The organism is Nocardia sp. FBN12 (assembly GCF_054031145.1).
In genome coordinates, this window is sequence record NZ_CM132926.1 from 5,207,294 (window position 1) to 5,228,233 (window position 20,940).

General features: G+C 69.2%; 3 protein-coding genes (1 of these 3 running past the window's edge). 1 reads left to right on the forward strand and 2 read right to left on the reverse strand.

Annotated features, from left to right (window positions below; all coding sequences use genetic code 11):
- Nucleotides 1-18,263 carry the start of a non-ribosomal peptide synthase/polyketide synthase gene (locus tag ACWZHB_RS24585; protein WP_427904174.1) on the reverse strand. Its footprint begins 26,329 nt before the window's first position, so 18,263 of the gene's 44,592 nt are visible here — the first part of the coding sequence; the start codon lies at nucleotides 18,261-18,263; the stop codon falls past the left edge of the window.
- Between the two features lie 1,078 nt (nucleotides 18,264-19,341).
- Entirely contained in the window at nucleotides 19,342-20,103 is a 762-nt protein-coding gene (cobM, locus tag ACWZHB_RS24590) for a precorrin-4 C(11)-methyltransferase (RefSeq protein WP_427904175.1), read from the reverse strand.
- Between the two features lie 143 nt (nucleotides 20,104-20,246).
- Between cobM and ACWZHB_RS24595 the strand changes: the two genes are divergently transcribed.
- Nucleotides 20,247-20,939 carry a DUF3105 domain-containing protein gene (locus ACWZHB_RS24595; protein WP_427904176.1) on the forward strand — a complete coding sequence of 231 codons (693 nt, stop codon included), beginning with the start codon at nucleotides 20,247-20,249 and terminating at the stop codon, nucleotides 20,937-20,939.
- Nucleotide 20,940: the final 1 nt, after the last annotated feature.

Below are 20,940 nucleotides of genomic sequence, written 5' to 3' on the forward strand. Positions count from 1 at the left end.
GGCTGCTCAGGGGCGGTTACCCGGACGAGCTCGGCGTCGGTGATCGGACCGCCGTCGAAACGAGCCAGGTCGAGCTCATCGAGCACGAGCCAACCTGCCGCGGGAGCATCCGCGGTCGAACTGCCATGGCTTGTTTCCGACTCGGCGGCTTCACCCGACGCGTGCGGCGTGGATTCGACACCGGCCGCGGTAGGCGGTGCGATGTCGGGCAGTCCGCCCAGCACCGACGCGACGGTGATGCCCAGCGGCGAACCGGAGTCGGTGACCATGTGGGCGATGCGGTCGGCGGGATAGGTCGGGTCGACCGGGACGAACGCGGCACCGGTCTTGGCGACCGCCCACGCTGCCAGCACCGAGTCGGCCGATCGCGGAACGCCGATCGCGACGAGGTCTTCGGTGCCGATTCCCTCGGCGATCAGCAAGCGCGCCAGGCGGTTCGAGCGTTCGTCGAGTTCGGCGTACGACAGCGTCGCGAAGCGACTCGATGAGGGGCGGTGGTCGGGCGACGGGTGGGCGACACTCGTCCCCTGGAACACCACGGCGGTGCCGGTCGGGTTCTGGGCGACAGCGTCGGCCATGAGGTTGCGCAGGGTGCGCGCGGGCACCGGCGGTTCGCCGACCCGGAACACCAGGTCGGCCCGCTCGGCGGCATCGAGCACATCGATCGCGCTGACGGTCACCGACGCATCGGCGGCCACCGCTTCGAGCACTCGTTCCCAGCGGGTCGCGATGGTGGCGACGGTGTCCTCGTCGAACAGTTCGGTGGCGTAGTTCAGTGCCAGCGCCATCCCGCCGTGGCCGGGTTCGCCCAGCTCGGAGAGGGTGAACTGCAGGTCGAAGCGGGCAACGCTCTCGTCGAGATCGAGCGCGGAGACAGCCAGGCCGGGCAGTTCCAAGGTGGTGCGGTCCAGGTTCTGGAAGGCCAGCATCACCTGGAACAGCGGGTTGCGCGACTGCGAGCGCTCGGGCGCCAGGAGTTCCACCAGGCGTTCGAAGGGCACGTCGGCGTTGCCGTAGGCGTCCAGGTCGGTCTTGCGCGCCTGCTCGAGCAGGTCGGTGAACGACTCGGCCGGGCGCACGCCGGTGCGCAGCACCAGGGTGTTGACGAACATGCCAACCAGGTCGTCGAGCGCCTGCTCACCACGGCCCGCGATCGGGGTGCCGATAGCTACGTCGTCGGAGCCGGAAAGGCGAGCCAACAGCACCGCCAGCGCGGTGTGCATGACCATGAACAGCGACGCGCCCTGGCGACGGGCCACCTCGTCGAGCTTCGCGATGAGCTCGGGCGAGAGCTCGCGATGCACGGTGGCGCCGCGCAGTGAGGCGATGGCCGGACGCTGCCGGTCGAACGGCAGGGTCAGTTCGTCGGGAACGCCGGCGAGTTGCTGCTGCCAATACCCGACCTGGCGCGACATCAACGAATCGGCGTCGTCCTCGGTGCCGAGCACCGCACGCTGCCAGATCGCGAAATCGGCGTACTGCACCGGCAGCGGCGTCCAACCCGGGGCAGTGCCCTGGGCGCGGGCGGTGTAGGCCCGCATGACGTCGCGGGTCAGCGGCGCGATCGAGAAGCCGTCGGCGGCGATGTGGTGCACGACCACGACCAAGACGTGTTCAGCGGAGGCGACCCGGAACAGCCGCGCGCGCATCGGAACCTGTTCGGCCACATCGAAACCGGTGGAGACGAACTCGGTGACGGTCTCGAACAGCTCGTCCGGCGAGACCGCGACCGGGCGCAGATCCAGCGAGATGCGTTCCGCCGCGACGATCTGCTGCACCGGGGTGCCGCCGTGTTCGGGGTAGCGGGTGCGCAGCGACTCGTGCCTGCGGACCAGGTCGGCCAGCGCCAACGACAGTGCCTCGGTGTCGAGTTCGCCGGTGAGGCGGATCGCGACGGGCAGGTTGTAGGCGGCCGAGGTGGTGTCGTACTTGTTGAGGAACCACATGCGCTGCTGCGCGAACGACAGCGGAACCAGTTCACCTTCGGCGCGCTCGCGGGCGACCAGCGCCGCGCGGGCGGTGCCGCCGGTGTGCGATTCCACCCGTGTCGCAAGGGCTTCCACGGTGGAGGCTTCGAACAGCGCGCGCACCGGCACCGTGGCGCCGAGCGCCGCACCGATGCGGGCGACGACGCGGGTGGCGATGAGCGAGTTGCCGCCGAGGTCGAAGAAGTCGTCGTCGACGCCGACCCGGTCAAGGCCGAGGACGTCGGCGAAGACCGCGGCGACGGTTTCCTGCACAGGCGTGACCGGTGCGCGGAAGGCCCGCGCCTGCACCGCCGGAGCGGGCAGCGCGCGGCGGTCCAGCTTGCCGTTGACGGTCAGCGGGATCCACTCGAGGCGCACGAGCGCCGCCGGAACCATGTAGGCGGGCAGCTGTTCGGCCGCACCGCTGCGGATGGTCTCCAGGTCGGGTTCGAGATCGCCCTCGGCGACCACGTAGGCGACGATCCGCTGGTCACCCGGCTGATCCTCGCGCACGATGACCGCGGCCTGAGCGATGCCGGGCTGCGCGAGGACGGCGGCTTCGATCTCGCCGAGCTCGATTCGGAAGCCGCGGACCTTCACCTGGTCGTCGGCGCGGCCGAGGTATTCGAGTTCACCGAAGCGGTTCCAGCGCGCGAGGTCACCGGAGCGGTACAGGCGCGAGCCGCCCTGGTTCGGGCCCGCGAGGGGGTTGGCGACGAAGCGGGTGGCGGTCAGGTCGGGGCGACCGAGGTAGCCGCGCGCCAATTGCGGTCCGGCCACATACATTTCGCCCGCGACACCCACCGGCACCGGACGCAACCGGTTGTCGAGCACGTACACGCCAAGGCCCGCGATGGCGCGGCCGACGACCGAACCAGCCGCGGCGGCAATGGTTTTCGCGTCCAGCGCCCGGAACGACACGTGCACCGTGGTCTCGGTGATGCCGTACATGTTGACCAGCGTCGGCGAGCTGTCACCGTGGCGGGCGACCCAATCCGACAGGCGGCGCAGTTCGAGCGCCTCGCCACCGAATACGACGTAGCGCAGGGCGAGCGGTTCCAGGCCCGGGCCGGCGTTCCGGTCGGCCTCGGCCAGCTGGTAGAACGCCGACGGCGTCTGGTTGAGCACCGTCACCTGTTCCACGCGCAGCAGTTCCAGGAACTGCTCGGGCGAACGCGAGGTGTAGTAGTCGACGACGATCAGCGAGCCGCCGAACAGCAGCGGGCCCCACAGTTCCCACACCGAGAAGTCGAAGGCGTAGGAGTGGAACAGGGTCCACACATCGCGCGGGCCGAAGCCGAAGTCGCGATCGGTGTTGGCGAACAGGCGCACCACATTGCGGTGCGCGACCGCGACACCCTTGGGGCGGCCGGTCGAGCCGGAGGTGTAGATGACGTAGGCGACATTGTCCGGCGAGAGCGGGGCGAGCCGGTCGGCGTCGGTGATCGGGGCATCGTCGGCGTCTTCGATATTGCCGGTTTCCACGGCGAAGCCGTCGAGTACCACCGAGGGCAGGTGCTCCGGCACCGTCACCTGGACGGTCGAATCGAGGACCACGCTGGTGGGGCGCGAGTCCTCGAGCACGTAGGCGATGCGCTCGGCCGGGTAGGTCGGGTCGACGGGCACGTAGCCCGCGCCGGTCTTCACCACGGCGAGCAGCGCGACGACCAGGTCCAGCGAGCGCGGCAGGATCACCGCGACCAGCGATTCCGGGCGCGCGCCGTCGTCGATCAGCCTGCGCGCCAGCACGTTCGCGCGGCGATCGAGTTCGCTGTAGGTCAGCGATTCCATGCCGAACTTGGCGGCGATGCGATCGGGGTAGGCGGCGGCCGCGGCGTCGAACAGGTCGACCAGGGTGGTGTGCTTGTTGCCGAACAGGCCGCGCCGGTAGCCGGCGGGGGTGCTCGCGTCGTGGATGACCGGCAGGCCGATGGCGTCGACCCCCGAGGACACCCAGCGCTGGGCGACATCGCGCTGCTCGGCCTCGCCGAGCAGGTCGATGTCGCCGACGATCACGTCCGGGTTCTCGGCGACGGTGCGCAGGATGCGTACCAGCCGGTCACCGAAGGCGACGACGGTTTCGGCGTCGAACAGATCGGTGGCGTAGTTCCACGACAGTGCGAGCGAGCCGTCGGCGGCTTCGCCCACGGTGAGCTGCACGTCGAATTTCGCTGTGCCCGGGTCGAAGTCGACGACATCGAGGTCGAGGCCGGGCAGGGCGATGGTGCCGGTGTCGGCGGCGGTGGCCGCTTCGAAGGTGAGCACCACCTGGAACAGCGGGTGGTGCGCCTGCGATCGGGTGGGGCTGAGCACGTCGACGAGGCGTTCGAACGGCACATCGGCGTTGGCGAAGGCGGACAGGTCGACCTTGCGGATCTGGTCGAGGAGGTCACTGAAGCTCGCGCTCGAGTCGACCTCGCTGCGCAGCACCAGGGTGTTGACGAACATGCCGACCAGGTCGTCGAGCGTGCGCTCGCCACGACCGGCGATGGGCGTGCCGATGGCGATGTCGGTGCTGTTGGACAGGCGCGCGGCCCAGGTGGCCAGTGCCGCGTGCATCACCATGAACAGCGTGACGCCGCGGGCGCGGGCGATCTCGGTCAGTGCGTGGCGCAGTTGCGCGTCGACCGAGAATCGGTGCAGGTCACCGGCATTGGTGGCGACCTCGGGGCGCGGGCGATCGGCGGGCAGCTCGAGCTGATCCGGCAGGTCGCGCAGTTGCTCGGTCCAGTAGGTGAGCTGGCTCGCGGCGACCGACTCGGGATCGGACTCCTCGCCGAGGACCTCACGCTGCCACAGGGTGTAGTCGGCGTACTGGACCTCGAGTGGCGCCCAGGCGGGGATCTCGCCGCGGGTGCGCTCGGTGTAGGCGATGACGACATCGCGCAGCAGCGGACGCAGCGAGAAGCCGTCGCCGCTGATGTGGTGCATGACCAGCACGGCGACGTGGGTACGGTCGTCGACGCGCAGCAGGCTCGCGCGGAACGGGACTTCGCGGGTCACGTCGAAGTGCACGCTCGCCAGTTCGATCACCCTGGCCACCACGTCGCTCGCGGCGACCGGCTGGGCGGCCAGCGCGAAACGGGCCTCGTCGGCGGGCAGGATCCGCTGGTAGCCCGCGCCTTCCTCCACCGCGCTCGTGGCGATGTCGGCGGCCGGGTAGAAGGTGCGCAGGGACTCGTGCCGGGCGACCACGTCGGCGATGGCCGCTTCGAGCGCGGCGACATCGAGCTCACCGGTGAGGCGGATCGCGACGGGGATGTTGTTGACCGCGGTGCGATTGTCGAAGCGGTTGAGGAACCACATCCGCTGCTGGGCCTGCGACAGCGGCACCAACTCGGGACGCGGGCGAGGAGCAAGCGGGATCCGGCCGCCACGGCCGGTGTGCGTTTCGACGTGCGCGGACAGCGCGGCCACCGTCGAGGCCTCGAACAGCGCGCGCAGCGGCACCTGGATGTCGAGCGCCTCCGACAGGCGCGCCGCGACCCTGGTGGCGACCAGGGAGTTGCCGCCGAGTTCGAAGAAGTCGTCGTCGAGGCCGACCTGACCGGCGCCGAGCACCTCGGCGAAGGTGGCGGCGACGATCTGCTGCACCGGCGTGACCGGCGGCTGGAACACCCGCGCGGCGAACACCGGCGAGGGCAGCGCCTTGCGGTCGAGCTTGCCGGAGGCGTTGAGCGGGAACGCGTTCAGCACCACGTACGCGGCGGGCACCATGTAGACCGGCAGCGCGGTGCCGAGGGCGTTCTTGACCGCGTCGGTGTCGACGGTGGCGCCGGTCTGCGGGATGACGTAGGCGACCAGCTGATCGCCGGTGTGCTCATCGGCGCGAACCACGACCACCGACTGGGCGATCTCCGGCAGCGCGGTCAGCGCCGACTCGATCTCACCGAGTTCGATGCGCAGACCACGCAGCTTCACCTGGAAGTCGGTGCGGCCCAGGTATTCCAGTTCGCCTGCCGCGGTCCAGGTGACGAGGTCACCGGTGCGGTACATGCGCTCGCCGGGTGCGAAGGGATCGGCGACGAACCGGTCCATCGTCAGATCCGCGCGACCCACATACCCGTGGGCCAGCTGCACGCCCGCGAGATAGAGCTCACCCGCGACACCGACCGGAACCGGCCGCAGTCGCGAATCCAGCACGTACAGGCGGGTGTTGAACACCGGGGCGCCGATCGGCACTGTCTCGGTGTCGGCGTCGGTGACCTCGTGATAGGTCACGTCGACCGCGGCTTCGGTGGGTCCGTAGAGGTTGTGCAGTGCGGCGCCGGTCAATTCGCGCAGACGCTGGGCGGTCGGCGCGGGCAGACCTTCACCGGAGGCGAACACGTTACGCAGCGAGACACACTCGGCGGCAAGCGGTTCGGTGACGAACACCGCCATCATCGACGGCACGAAGTGCACCGTGGTGACCTGCTCGGCCACGATCAGCCGCGCCAGGTAGGCCGGATCGCGATGGCCGTCCGGCTTGGCGACGACCAGGCGCGCGCCGACCTGCAGGGGCCAGAAGAACTCCCACACCGACACGTCGAAGGTGGCGGGGGTCTTCTGCAGCACCACGTCGTCGGCGGCGAGGCCGTAGGCGGCGTGCATCCACACCAGGCGGTTGACGATCGCCGCGTGGCTGACCGCGACGCCCTTGGGGCGACCGGTCGAACCGGAGGTGAAGATGACGTAGGCGGTGTTGTCCGAGCGCAGCGGGCGGTGCCGGTCGGCATCGGTGACCGGCGCGGTCGAGTGGCCCGACAGGTCGAGCTGGTCGATGCGCACCTCGCGACCGGCGGCCGCGGGCAGGTCCTCACCGGAGGTGAGCACGCAGACCGGTTGCGCGGTCTCGAGGATGTGCTCGATGCGCTCGGCCGGGTGGTCGGGGTCGAGCGGCACGTACGCGCCACCGGCGGCGGACACGGCGTACATGCCGACCAGCAGGTCGATCGAGCGCCGCATACCAAGGGCCACATACGATTCCGGGCCGACACCGGCGTCCTTGAGCCAGCGCGCCAGCTGACGCACCCGCCCCGCGAACTCGGCGTAGGACAGACTCGTCCCCTCGAACGTGAGCGCGATCGCGTCGGGCGTGCGCGCGACCTGGGCCTCGAAGAGGGCATTGAGGGTGGCCGGGTCGTCGTCGCTCGGGGTGCTCAGCGCGGCGTCGACCGCGAATTCGGTGTCGTTCCAGCGGTCGAGCACCAGGGTGCGTTCGGCGGTGTCGAGGAGTTCGATGTCGCCGACGGGGGCCGAGGGATCGACCACGATGGCGGTGAGCACGCGCAGCAGGCGGGCACCGAACCGCGCGGCGAAGTCGGCGTCGAAAAGGTCTGTGGCGTAGACGAGTTCGGCGTCCATGTAGCTGTCGTCCGGAACCTCGCTCAGCGCGAGCTGCAGGTCGAACTTGGCCATGTGCTGGTCGATACCCAGCTCCGAGACCGTGAGGCCGGGCAGTTCCAAGGTGGTGCGGCCCAGGTTCTGGAACGAGAGCATCACCTGGAACAGCGGGTGCCGCGACTGCGAGCGCGCCGGGTTGAGCACCTCGACGAGGCGCTCGAACGGCACGTCGGCGTGGGCGAAGGCGGCCAGATCGTGTTCGCGGACCTGACCGAGCAGCTCGGTGAAGGTGGCGGCCGGGTCGACCTGCGCGCGCAGCACCAGGGTGTTGACGAACATGCCGACCAGGTCGTCGAGGGCCTGCTGACCACGGCCCGCGACCGGGGTGCCGATGGCGATGTCGTCGGTACCGGACAGGCGCGACAGCAGCACGGCGAAGGCGCTGTGCACCACCATGAACAGGGTGGTGCTGTGCTCGTGCGCGACCTGGTTCAGTGCGTCGACGAGCTCGCCCGGCAACTCGAAACGGTGCGTGCCCGCCTGGTAGCTGGCCTGCGCGGGCCGCGACTTGTGGCCGAGGCGCAGTTCGTCGGGCAGGTCGGCCAGCGCGCCGCGCCAGTGCTCGAGCTGCTCGGAGATCAGCGAGGTGGGATCGGTTTCGTCGCCGAGGATTTCGCGCTGCCAGAGCGCGTAGTCGACGTACTGGATGTCCAGGGGCGGCCAGCCGGGTTCGGTGCCCGCGGTGCGAGCCACGTAGGCGGTCATCAGGTCGCGCACCAGCGGGCGCAGCGAGAAGCCGTCGGCGGCGATGTGGTGGACCACCATCACCAGCACGTGCTCGCGTTCGCTGAGTTCGTAGACCCGAAGGCGCACAGGCGCGTTCGCGGTGACGTCGAAGCCGCGGCGGGCGAACTCGTAGAGCGAGGTCGCCATGTCGGTCTCGTCGGCTTCGACCAGCTCGACTTCGGGGATCGAGCCCGCGGCCGCCAGGACCTTCTGGAAGGCGCTGCCGTCGGCCATGGTGGCGCGACCCGGCTCGGCGGCCACGTACACGGGATAGACCGTGCGCAGGGTTTCGTGGCGGGCGACCACGTCGGCGACCGCGCCGCGCAGAGCGGGCAGGTCGAGCAGGCCCTGGAGGCGGACCGCGACCGGGATGTTGTAGGTGCCGGTGTCGGCGACGTCGAAGCGGTTCAGGAACCACATGCGCTGCTGCGCGAGCGAGAGCGGCGGGTGCTCGGGACGCTGACGAGCCGTGAGTTCGGCGCGCAGACCGGTGCCCGCGTGCGATTCCACGCGCGCGGCCAGGGCACCGACGGTGGGCGCCTCGAACAGGGTGCGCACGCCGACCTCGGCATCGAGTGCCTTGCTCAGGCGGGCGGCGACCTGGGTGGCGACCAGGGAGTTGCCGCCGAGGGCGAAGAAGTCGTCGTCCACGCCGACGCGCTCGGCGCCGAGCAGGTCGGCGAAGATCTCGGCGACGATCTCCTCGATCGGCGTCGAGGGCGCGCGGAACACCTTGGCCTCGAACACCGGCGCGGGCAACGCTTTACGGTCGAGCTTGCCGGAAGCGTTGAGCGGGAAGGCATCCAGCACCACCAGGGCGGACGGCACCATGTAGGTGGGCAGTTCGGCGGTGATGCCCGCCTTCACGGCGGCCACGTCGAGGGTCGTCTCCGCTTCGGGCACAACGTAACCGACGAGCTGGTCACCGGCGTGCGCGTCGGAGCGCACGACGACGACCGACTGCGCGACACCCGGCTGGGCCAGCAGGGTCGCCTCGATCTCGCCGAGTTCGATGCGCAGACCGCGCAGCTTCACCTGGAAGTCGGTGCGGCCCAGGTAGTTCAGTTCGCCGTGCGTCAGGCCAGAGCCGTCGGACACCGAGGTCCAGGTGACCAGGTCGCCGGTGCGGTACATGCGCGAGCCGGCCCCGCCGTACGGGTTGGCGACGAAACGGTCGGCGGTGAGGTCGGCCCGGTTGAGGTAGCCGACGGCCAGCTGGTCGCCCGCGAGATAGAGCTCTCCCGCGACGCCGGGTGCCACCGGGTGCAGTCGCGAATCCAGCACGAACACCCGGGTGTTCCACACCGGACGCCCGATCGGCACCGACTCCACATCGGCGTCGACGACCTCGTGATAGGTGACGTCGACCGCGGCCTCGGTGGGCCCGTACAGGTTGTGCAGGCGCGCACCGGTGAGTTCGCGCAGGCGCTGCGCGGTGGGCGCGGGCAGCGCCTCACCGGAGGCGAACACCTGACGCAGGCGCACCGCGTCGCCGTTGCCGTTGCTGCCGAGGGTCGAGACGAACACCGACAGCATCGAGGGCACGAAGTGCGCGGTGGTGATGCCGCGTTCGGCGATGATCTGGGCCAGGTACACCGGGTCGCGGTGGCCGTCGGGCTTGGCGACGACCAGGCGGGCACCGGTCTGCAAGGGCCAGAAGAACTCCCAGACCGACACGTCGAAGGTGGCCGGAGTCTTCTGCAGCACGGCGTCGGCGGCGTCGATCGGGTACTCGTGCTGCATCCACAGCAGGCGGTTGACGATCGCGGCGTGATCGACCGCCACACCCTTGGGACGACCGGTCGAGCCGGACGTGAAGATCACATAGGCGGTGTTGGTGGCCCGAATCGGTTGCACGCGTTCGGCATCGGCGATCGGGGCACCGCTGAAGTCGGCGGGCGAGAAGAGGTTCTCGACCGCGGCCACGGTCACACCGTCGGCGTCGAACGAGTCGCGACGGCTGGTGAGCACCAGTCGCGGCTGCGCGGTCTCGATGATGTGGCCGATGCGGTCGGCGGGCTGATCCGGGTCGAGCGGCACGTAGGCGGCACCGGTCTGCAGCACCGCGTACATGGCGACGACCAGCTCCGTCGAGCGCCGAATCGCCAGTGCCACATGGTCACCGGGGCCGACGCCGTCGGAGATCAAGCGGCGGGCGATGCGGTTGGCCCGCTCCTGCAGCTCGCGGTAGGACAGTTCCTCGTTGTCGAAGACCAGGGCGACCGCGTCCGGAGTCCGCTCGACCTGCGCGTCGAACAGCGACACCAGGGTGGCGTGCGGGACGGCGTGCGCGGTGTCGTTCCAGTCGACGAGGACCTGCGCGTGTTCCTCGGGCGCGAGCAGATCGATGTCGCCGACCATCACCTCGGGATCGGCGACGACCGCGGCGAAGATGTTGTCGAGCCTGCGCGCGAACGCGGCGATCGTCGATTCGGAGAACAGGTCCAGCGCGTACGAGAACTCGGCCGCCATGCCGCCGGGTTCACCGTCGGTGTCCTGTACCTCGGTGAGGCTGAGCTGCAGGTCGAACTTGGCCAGCTGCGGGTCGTAGTCGATGCCGCTGACCGCGAGGCCGGGCAGCTGCAGCGAGGCCTGCTTGTTGTTCTGGAACGACAGCATCACCTGGAACAGCGGGTGACGTGCCTGCGAGCGCGCCGGGTTCAGCACCTCGACGAGCCGCTCGAACGGCACGTCGGCATGTGCGAAGGCCTGCAGGTCGGTCTCGCGTGCCTGATCGAGCAGGGTCGCGAACGGGGTGGCGCCCTCGACCTGCGAACGCAGCACCAGGGTGTTGACGAACATGCCGACCAGGTCGTCGAGCGCCTGGTCACCACGGCCCGCGACCGGTGTGCCGATCGCGATGTCGCTGGTGCCGCTGGCGCGGGCGAGCAGCACGGCCAGCGCGCTGTGCATGACCATGAACAGCGAGGCGTTGTAGCGGCGGCCCAATTCGACCAGGGCGCGCTGGGTTTCGCTCGCGATGACGAAGCTGTACGTGCCACCGCGGTAGGAGGCGGCGGGCGGGCGCGGGTGATCGGCCGGGAGGACCAGCTCGTCGGGCAGATCGGCGAGTTCCTTCGCCCAGTAGGCGATCTCGGAGGAGATCAGCGACTGCGGGTCGTCCTCGGAACCGAGCACCTCACGCTGCCAGAGCGCGTAATCGGCGTACTGCACCGGCAATTCGGCCCAGGTCGGCGCTTCCCACGAGGTGCGGGCGGCATAGGCCATGATCACATCGCGCGAGAGCGGGGCCATCGACCAGCCGTCCGCGGAGATGTGGTGCACCACCATACCGAGCACGTACTCGGACTCGGAGACCTCGAAAAGCCTTGCGTGCAGGGGTACTTCGCTGGTCACGTCGAACGCCATCGACGCCAGATCGATCAGGTGATCGATGAGGTTGTCCTCGGTGACCCGGTACGGGGTGAGGTCGGGGACGATCTGGGCGGCGTCGAGAACCACCTGCACGGGGCCGGTGCCCGAGTCCGGGAACACGGTACGCAGCGACTCGTGCCGGTCGATGACGTCGATGACCGCGACCTGCAGGGCGGCCACGTCGAGGTCACCGGAGAGCCGGATCGCGACGGGGATGTTGTTGACCGCCGACGCGGTGTCGAAGCGGTTGAGGAACCACATGCGCTGCTGCGCCAGCGACAGCGGCACCCGGTCAGGACGTTCGCGGGCGACCAGCGCCTTGCGCGCGCCGTCACCGGCCTGGGACTCCACGCGGGCGGCCAGCGCGGCCACCGTGGGGGCCTCGAACAGCATGCGCACCGGGACGCGGGTGTCGAGGGCGATACCGATGCGGGACGCGACTTGGGTGGCGATCAGCGAGTTGCCGCCCAGTTCGAAGAAGTCGTCCTCGACACCGACCCGGCCCAGTTCGAGCACGTCGGCGAAGATCTGCGCGACGATCTGCTCGATCGGCGTGGTCGGCGCGCGGAACTCGCGCACCTCGAACACCGGCGCGGGCAGCGCGCGACGATCGAGCTTGCCGTTGACGGTCAGCGGGATCGCGGCGAGCACCATGATCGACGACGGCACCATGTACGCGGGCAAACGCTGCGCGACATGGTCGGTGAGCTCGGCGATGTCGATCGAATTGCCCGGCGTCGCGACGACATAGGACACCAGCGAGGTGCTGCCGCCCTTGTTCTTGTGACCGATGCTCACCGCGAAGTCGACGGTCTCGTGCGAGGCGAGCGCGGAATCGATTTCGCCCAGCTCGATACGGAAACCGCGGACCTTCACCTGGAAGTCGGAGCGGCCGACGTACTCCACATTGCGGTCGGCGGTCCAGCGCACCACGTCACCGGTGCGGTACATCCGCGCGCCGGGGGCGTAGGGGTTGGCGACGAAACGGTCGGCGGTCAGCGAGGCGCGCGCGTGGTACCCACGCGCCATGCCGACGCCACCGATGTAGAGCTCACCCGCGACACCGACCGGCACGGGGCGAAGGCGGTCGTCGAGGATCAGGGTGTGGACGCCGCGGATCGGGCCGCCGATGACGACCCGCTCCCCCGGGATCAGCCCTTCGCTGAGGTTGGACGCGATGGTGGTCTCGGTGGGGCCGTAGACATTGCCGAGCATGCGGCGCGAGCCGTCGGGCAGGCGCACAGCCCACTTCGAGACCAGTTCGGGCGGAACCGCTTCACCGCCGGCGGCGAGCACCCGCAGGTGATCGAGGCCACGGGCGTCGAAGGTGGCCAGCGCGGCCGGGGTCACGAACGCGTGGGTGACCTGTTCGGTGATGAGGATGTCACGCAGTTCCTCACCACCGTAGACACCAGGCGGGACGACGACGAGCGTGCCGCCGCGACCGATGGCGAGCAGCATTTCCAGCACCGACGCGTCGAACGACGGCGAGGCGAAATGCAGTGCGCGCGTAGTGGAGTCGAGGGAGTAGAGGTCGATCTGCTCGGCGCAGAAGTTGGCGACGGAGGCATGGGTGACCACGACGCCCTTTGGCACACCGGTGGAACCGGAGGTGTAGATCAGGTACGCGGGCTGCGCGGGATCGGCCTGGCGGACCAGTTCGCGCGGAGCCAGCGGCGCGTCGGAGATGTGGGTGAGATCGATGTCGTCGACCACGACCCAGCTCACTGTGCCCGACTGCTCCGCAACCGCGTCCGGGCCCGCCGGTCGCTGCGCGAAACCCGGGAGCTCATCGGCCTCGCCGGTGACCGTGATGCCGACGGACACACCGGCATCGGCGATCATGTGGGCGATGCGGTCGGCCGGGTAGTTCGGATCGACGGGCACAAACGCGGCGCCGGTCTTGGTGACCGCCCACACGGCGAGCACCGATTCCAGCGAGCGCGGCACGGCGACGGCGACGAAGTCCTCGGCGCCAAGACCCTGCTGGATCAGCAAGCGCGCCAACTGGTTCGAGCGACGATCGAGTTCGCCGTAGGTCACCGCGGTGCCCTCGAACACCACGGCGGTCGCCTCGGTGTCGCGGGCGGCCTGCGCGATCAGCTGCGGCAGAGTGCGCGCCACCGCGGCGGGGGCGCCGAAGCGGGTGACCAGATCGGCGCGTTCGGCGTCGTCGAGCACGTCGATCGCGCCGACGGTGACGGCCGGGTCGGCCAGGATCGCGTCGAGCACGCGCCGCCAGCGCAGCAGCAGTTCTTCGACGGTCGACTGGTCGAACAGGTCGATGGCGTAGGTGAGTACGCCGGTCATGCCCGAGAGCGAGCCGGTGCCGGTGTGTTCCTCGGTGAGGGTCCACTGCAGGTCGAACTTGGCCATGTCGACCTCGACCTCGTCGGCCGTGACCGTGAGACCGGGCAGTTCCAGGGTGCCGTGCGACATCTCCTGGAACGACAGCACCACCTGGAACAGCGGGTGCCGCGCCTGCGAGCGCGACGGGTTGAGTACGTCGACGAGCCGCTCGAACGGGACGTCCGCGTTGGCGAACGCGCTCAGATCGGTTTCGCGTGTGCGAGTGAGGAATTCGCTGAACGGCTGGGTGGGGTCGACGTCGGAACGCAACACCAGGGTGTTGACGAACATGCCGATCAGGTCGTCCAGTGCCTGCTCACCGCGGCCGGCGATGGGGGTGCCGACGGCGATGTCGGTGGTGCCCGACAGTCGCGCGAGCAACACCGCGAGGGAGGCGTGCACCACCATGAACAGGGTGACGCCGTTGGCGCGGGCCACGGCGGCGAGCTGCTCGTGGGTGTCGGCGTCGATCTCGAAACCGACGCGCGCGCCGCGGAAGCTCTGCTGCTGCGGACGCGGGCGGTCGCTGGGCAGGTCGAGCTGGTCGGGCAGGCCCTCGAGGGCGCTCTTCCAGTAGTCGAGCTGACGGGCGGCCATCGAGGCCGGGTCGGATTCGGCGCCGAGCAGTTCGTGCTGCCACAGGGTGTAGTCGCGGTACTGGACCGGCAGCGGCAGCCAGGCCGGGGCCTGACCGGCGGCGCGAGCCAGGTAGGCGGTGGCGACGTCGCGGGCCAGCGGGCCGAAGGAGAAACCGTCGGCGGCGATGTGGTGCACCACGAAGGCGACCGCGTATTCCGCCGGTGTGTCACCGCCGTGACCGGCGGGCTCGGCGGTCGCGGAGCGTGACCAGGCAGAGCCCTCGGGGGCGGCGCCGTTGGACTCAGCGATTCCGCCGACGACCTTGAAGATCTGGACGCGAATCGGCAGCTCGAGGGTGACGTCGAAGCCGGTGGAGGCGAAGTCGATCAGTTCGTCGCGCAGGCGCGACTGGTCGATCGGAGTCACCGCGATGCCGAGATCGAATTCGTCGGCGCCGAGGACCTGCTGGAAGCCACCGTCGGCGTCGGGGAAGATCGTGCGCAGCGATTCCTGGCGCACCACAACATCATTGAGCGCGGCGATCAGGGCGTCGACGTCGACGCGGCCCTTCATCTGCACCACGAAGGGCAGGTTGTAGGTGGGCGCGGTGGGGTCGAACTGGTTGATGAACCACATCCGCTGCTGGGCCAGCGACAGCGGCACCTGCTCGGGATGCGGCTGCGCGACGAGCGGCGGCCGGGTGGAAACATCGGCGGGCGTGACGGATTCGGCCCGTGCGGCGAGTCCGGCCACGGTCGGGGTCTCGAACAGCGCGCGCACACCGAGCTGGATGCCGAAGGCGGCGCCGATGCGGGCGACGACCTGGGTGGCGACCAGCGAGTTGCCGCCGAGTTCGAAGAAGTTGTCGTCGGCGCCGACGCGTTCCTGGCTCAGCACGTCGCCGAAGATGCCCGCCACGATCTGCTCGGCCGGGGTGCGCGGTGCGCGGAAATCGCCTGCGGCAGCGGTGAAGACGGGTTCGGGCAGGCCCTTGCGGTCCAGTTTGCCCGAGGTGTTGAGCGGGAACGCGTCGAGCACCATGATCGACGCGGGCACCATGTAGGCGGGCAGCTTCTCGGACACGAAGCGGGTCAGCGTCGCCGGGTCGGCGGACTGGCCGGGCGCGGGCACGATGTAGGCGACGAGCTGCTGACCGGTCGCGGTATCGACCACGAGCACCGCGGCCTGGCTGACGGTCGGGTGTGCGAGCAGGTCGGTCTCGATCTCGCCGAGCTCGATGCGCTGACCGCGGAACTTCACCTGGAAGTCGGTGCGGCCGATGTATTCCAGGACGCCGTCGGCGTTCCAGCGCACCAGGTCACCGGTGCGGTACATGCGCTCGCCGGGGGCGCCGACGGGGTTGGCGACGAAGCGATCCGAGGTCAGGTCGGGGCGGCCGCGGTAGCAGCGGGCCAGCTGCCGACCGGCCAGGTACAGCTCACCCGGTGCGCCGATCGCGGCCGGGCGCAGCCGCGAATCCAGTACGTAGACTTCGACATTCCACTCGGGGATACCGATCGGCACCTGCGTGGTGTCGGCTTCGGTTGCCTCCCAATAGGTCACCGAGACCGCGGCTTCGGTGGGGCCGTAGAGGTTGTGCAGGCCGGCGTCGGAGATCGCGCGCAGACCCGCGGCGGTCTCGGGCGGCAAAGCCTCACCGATGACGAAAACCGCACGCAGAGTCGCACATTGGACCTGCGTGGCGTGGGAGACGAAGACGGTGAGCATCGACGGGACGAAGTCCGTCACGGTGACGCCGTGACGCTCGATCATGTCGGCGACGTACAGCGGGTCGCGGTGGCCATCGGGGCTCGCGATGACCAGCTTCGCGCCGACCATCAGCGGCAGGAAGTAGCCCCACAGCGACACGTCGAAGGTGGTGGCGGTCTTCTGCAAGTAGACGTCATCGGCGGTCAACCGGTACTCGTCGAGCATCCACAGCTCTTGGTTGACGATCGCGTGGTGGGTGATCGCGACGCCCTTGGGGCGACCGGTCGAACCCGAGGTGTAGATGACGTAGGCCGTGTTGTCCGGGCGCAGCGGGGACAGGCGGTCGGCGTCGGTGAGAGGTGTGGCGTCGAAGCCGGTCGTGTCGAGTCGATCGATCTCGACGCGGGCGACAGTTTCCGGCAGATCGAGGTCGTCGCCGGTGGTGGTCAGGACGCAGACCGGTGCCGCGGACTCGAGGATGTAGGCGGTGCGGTCGGCCGGATGATCGGGGTCGATCGGCACATACGCGCCACCGGCCCGCAGCACGGCGTGCATGCCGATCACGAGGTCGAGCGAGCGACGCATGCCGAGCGCGACCAGGGATTCCGGGCCGACACCGTCAGCGATCAGGAAGCGGGCCAGCCGGTTGACCTTCGCGCCGAATTCGGCGTAGGTGAGGGTTTCGCCCTCGAAGTCCAGGGCGATGTTGTCCGGAGTAAGCGGGATCTGCGCGTCGAGCAGTGCGGGCAGGGTGGTCGCGGGGACCTCGTGTGCCGCGTCGTTCCACTCGGTGAGCGAGCGTTCCAGTTCCGCGGTGCCGGTGACCGGCAGGTTCCAGACCGGTAGCTCGGCGTCGGCGGCCAGGAAACGATCGAAGAACTCGAGGAACCGGCCGTGATGGGTCTGCGCCTCGGCCGCCGAATACAGGTTCGGGTTGGTCTCGAAGTCGATGTGGGAGCGGGTGCCACCGTGCGACTGATAGAAGTTGACGCCCAGGTCCTCGATGCTGCCCGTGGACAGCACGTTGAGCGTGCCCTCCATGCCACCGAATTTCAGGTGGTTGTCGAACAGCATGATGTTGACCCACGGGCCGAAGAACTCCGTGGAGACCATGCCCTCGCCCGCCGAATCACGGCGGATGTCCTCGTGGCGGTAGCGCTGGTGGCGCAGGGCGCCGGAGACCTCGGTGGTCACCGAGCGCAGCAGCTGCGCGACGGTGGTGTCGTGGCCGACGCGCAGGCGCAGCGGGACGATGTTCGAGGTCGCACCGCCCGAGCGACGCATCACCGCGGTGGTGCGGGCGGTGACCGGCAGACTGAGGATGACGTCCTCGGTACCGGTGATCTGGGCCAGATACGCCGCGAAACCGGCGATCAGCAGCGGTGCGGCCGTGCTGTCGTGGCGGGCGATCGCCGCGGTGAGCAGCTCGTCCTTGGCCGTGCTCAGCGCCGCGCTGGTGACGTCGTTGACCGGCGAGGGCGGGGCAGAGCGGCCGGTGAGGCTGCTGCCCTCTTCCAAGCCCGCGACGCGCTGGGCCCAGTGTTCTTTGTCGGACTGGAAGCGGGTGCTGTCGCGGTAGACCAGTTCGGACTCGTAGAGCGCGCGCAGATCGGTGGCTTTGTTCGGCGGAGCCGGGGTGCCGGTGACCTCGGCGGTATAGAGCTGCGCCGTGCGGTTGACGAAGTTGTTGGCACCGAAACCGTCGAGCACGATGTGGTGAACGCGGGCGTACCAGTACCAGCGGTCATCGCTGAGCTGGATCGCGGCAGCCTGGACGAGACGGTCACGAACGATGTCGAGCGGGCGGCTGTACTCGGCGCGCATCCACGCGGCGGCGGCCGCTTCGGGGTCGGCCTCGCCACGCACGTCGACATAGATCAGCGTCGCGTCCTGGGTGGGATCGACGGTCTGCATCGGCTCACCGTCGACCTCGACGATGCGCAGCCAGCCCGATTCGAGGTCGGTGGCCGCGTCGGCGCTCGCGCGCTCGAGCACGGCGACATCGAGGCGTCCGCGCAGGTCGACGTACTGGGCGATGTTGATCGGCACCTGTGGGTCGACGTGCTGCGCGTACCAGATACCCAGCTGTGCGGGCGAGAGCGGGAAGTACTCCGAGGAGCCTCCACGTCCGTCACCAGTTTCGCCGTTTCCGCCGAAATCCAGCCGGTCCAACCCAAACCTCGCTTCCGGAACACCTGGGTAGGCGCTCCCCGACGACACCGGAACGCGAGCGCCCACCTAACTACCAGCGTGGCGCCCGCGTCTCGGGTTCAGTTCTCGAATCAATCAGGCAAAAATGTCCATTGGCACTATCTATCGACCTGGCACGTCTCGTTACACGGCCGAGACCATGCACTGAACCGTCCACACCGACAGCGCCGGTCTACTCGTCGCAAACCATCGCACCAATCTACCGGTGTGCCTGCCCCGCAACCAACCACCTCCATAGCTGGCGAACATCGGCCCAGGTGAGACCGCAGAGCGACGTTTGCTGACGCTTGTCCGCGTTCTCACATCCCCGTGGGATGAGCTGCGCACCGGCGCAACTGAGTGATGGATCACACCGATCGGTCCGATATGCGGGCCTTGCCACCGCGCCGGACCGCCCCGCACAGATCGGCGATTCGCCATCAGATCCGTTGCCCACAGCACGCCTGCTCCCGCTTGAAGCGATTAGACGAGATGCCTGGAACGTAGCTACCGTGCGCGAACAAGGAGTTTAAGAAGGAAAGCAGGAAGATCATGTTCGCCACTCGTTCGCTGACGTTGGCCGCTGCCATCGCTGGATGCGCAGTGGCCGTTGCCGCCGTCGCACCCACCGCCTCCGCCAGTTGGCCTCCGCATGGGCCGGTGAACAGTTACTTCTTGGGCGACGCCCTCAACTGTTACGTCGACGTACTACTAACAGTCGAAGCTGACCCGAGCGACGGTCGCCCGGTCGCGTTCGTAGAACCTGTCGGCATCCGGTCGACCGTTCCGGGCCTGGCAGCGCCGACGACTTGCTCGGCCACACTGGGAGTCACGTGGACCGATGAACGGAACATGTGGACTGCGCTACCCAGCGGTGTCATGCGTGTCGACGCCGGGCAGGGTCATACCGACCGTGCCCGTCTCGACTTGAATCTGCCATCGGAGACGCGAGGGACCGCAGTCAACTGGGTACCTCAGTCGGCGATCCTGGTGCAGGCATTTGCCTATCCCGCCGGCGGAACCGCCGTGGGCTACGGCGATATCAGCTGACGGCGCCGGTTCAATCCGAGATCTGTCGAACGCGGGCGGGGTCGTAGAGGTGGGACTGAGCGCAGTCGATCGACACCGACAACGCCCGGCCGACCAGGATGACCGCGGCTTGGCGCAGGCCTGCTGCTTCGACTTGGTCGGCGATGTCGGTCAGGGTGCCGCGTAGGACGAGTTGTTCGGGCTGGCTGGCGCGGTAGACGACGGCAGCCGGGCAGTCCGCGCCGTACTCGGCTACGGCTACCAGCTCGTCGGCGAGCGCTCTGATTCGCGTGATCGCGAGATGCAGGACAAGGGTCGCGCCGGTGGTCGCGAAGTTCGCCAGGGCCTCGCCTCGCGGCATCGCGGTGGAGCGAGCCTGGGTTCGGGTGAGGACCACCGATTGGACGACCTCGGGGACGGTCAGTTCGGTGCCGAGGGCCGCTGCGGCGGCCGCGTAGGCGGGGACGCCGGGGGTGATGTCCCATGGCACGTTATGGGCGTCGAGCCGGCGGGTCTGTTCGGTAAGGGCCGAATACAGGGAGGGATCACCGGAGCACAACCGGGCGACGTCCTTGCCAGCCTCGGTGGCGCGCACGAGGTGGTCGATGATCTGGTCCAGGTTCAGGTGCTGGGTGTCGATCAGTTCGGTGCCAGGGGCGCAGTGGGCGAGGACCTCGGGGTCGAGGTAGGTGCCCGCGTAGAGGCAGACCGGGCTGGCGCGCAGCAGGTCGACCGCGCGCACCGTGAGCAGGTCGGCGGCGCCGGGGCCTGCCCCGATGAAATGCACAGTCATGCGCAGGAGTCTAGGGACCGCGTCGAACGAAGCCGACTCGGACCGGCGCCCGAGGCGAAAAGGTTCGGTCGGGTGTCCCCGCGACGTGGCGACAAGTAGGTTCTGTGGTCGGAAGACAAGCGACGACGAAACGGGGGTCTGCGATGCGGGTTTCAGGCTGGAGCGGTGGGGTGCGGGCCGCCGGCGTCTGCTCGGCGATGGTCGTGGTCGCGATGTCGGCGGCGGGGTGCGGCGCGGCCGACGTGATCGTTGGTCAGGCCACCGCCGCCGGGGACAGCTTCGCGCCGACCGCGGACAACCGGGATCCCTCGCTCGGGATTCGCGGCGTCGTCGTCACCGAGATCGCGCCCGGACAACCGCACGTGCTGCCGACCCAGCGCGTCGCCTACTCGTCGATCCCCCCGGTCGGCGGACCGCACGATTCCCAATGGGCAGCCTGCGCGGGCGTCGTCTATTCGAAGGCCCTGCGCTCCGAGAACGCGGTCCACTCGCTCGAGCACGGTGCGGTGTGGATCGCCTACAACCCCGCGAAGGTGAGCGCCGAGGATCAGGCGACGCTGAGCGCCAAGGTGACCGACCGGCAGTACACCCTGATGTCGCCCATCCCCGACCTGGACGACCCGATCTCATTGCAATCGTGGGGCCACCAACTCGCCGTCGACTCCGCCACCGACGAACGCATCGACCAGTTCATCGTCGCCCTTCGCGAAAACCCCTACACCACACCAGAAGTGGGCGCGACCTGCTCCTCCCCCCTCTTCGACCGCGCGGATCCCCCGCCCTACGACCCGACCCCGCCCGGCCCCGACGCCGTCCCGATGGACGGCGCCCGCTAGC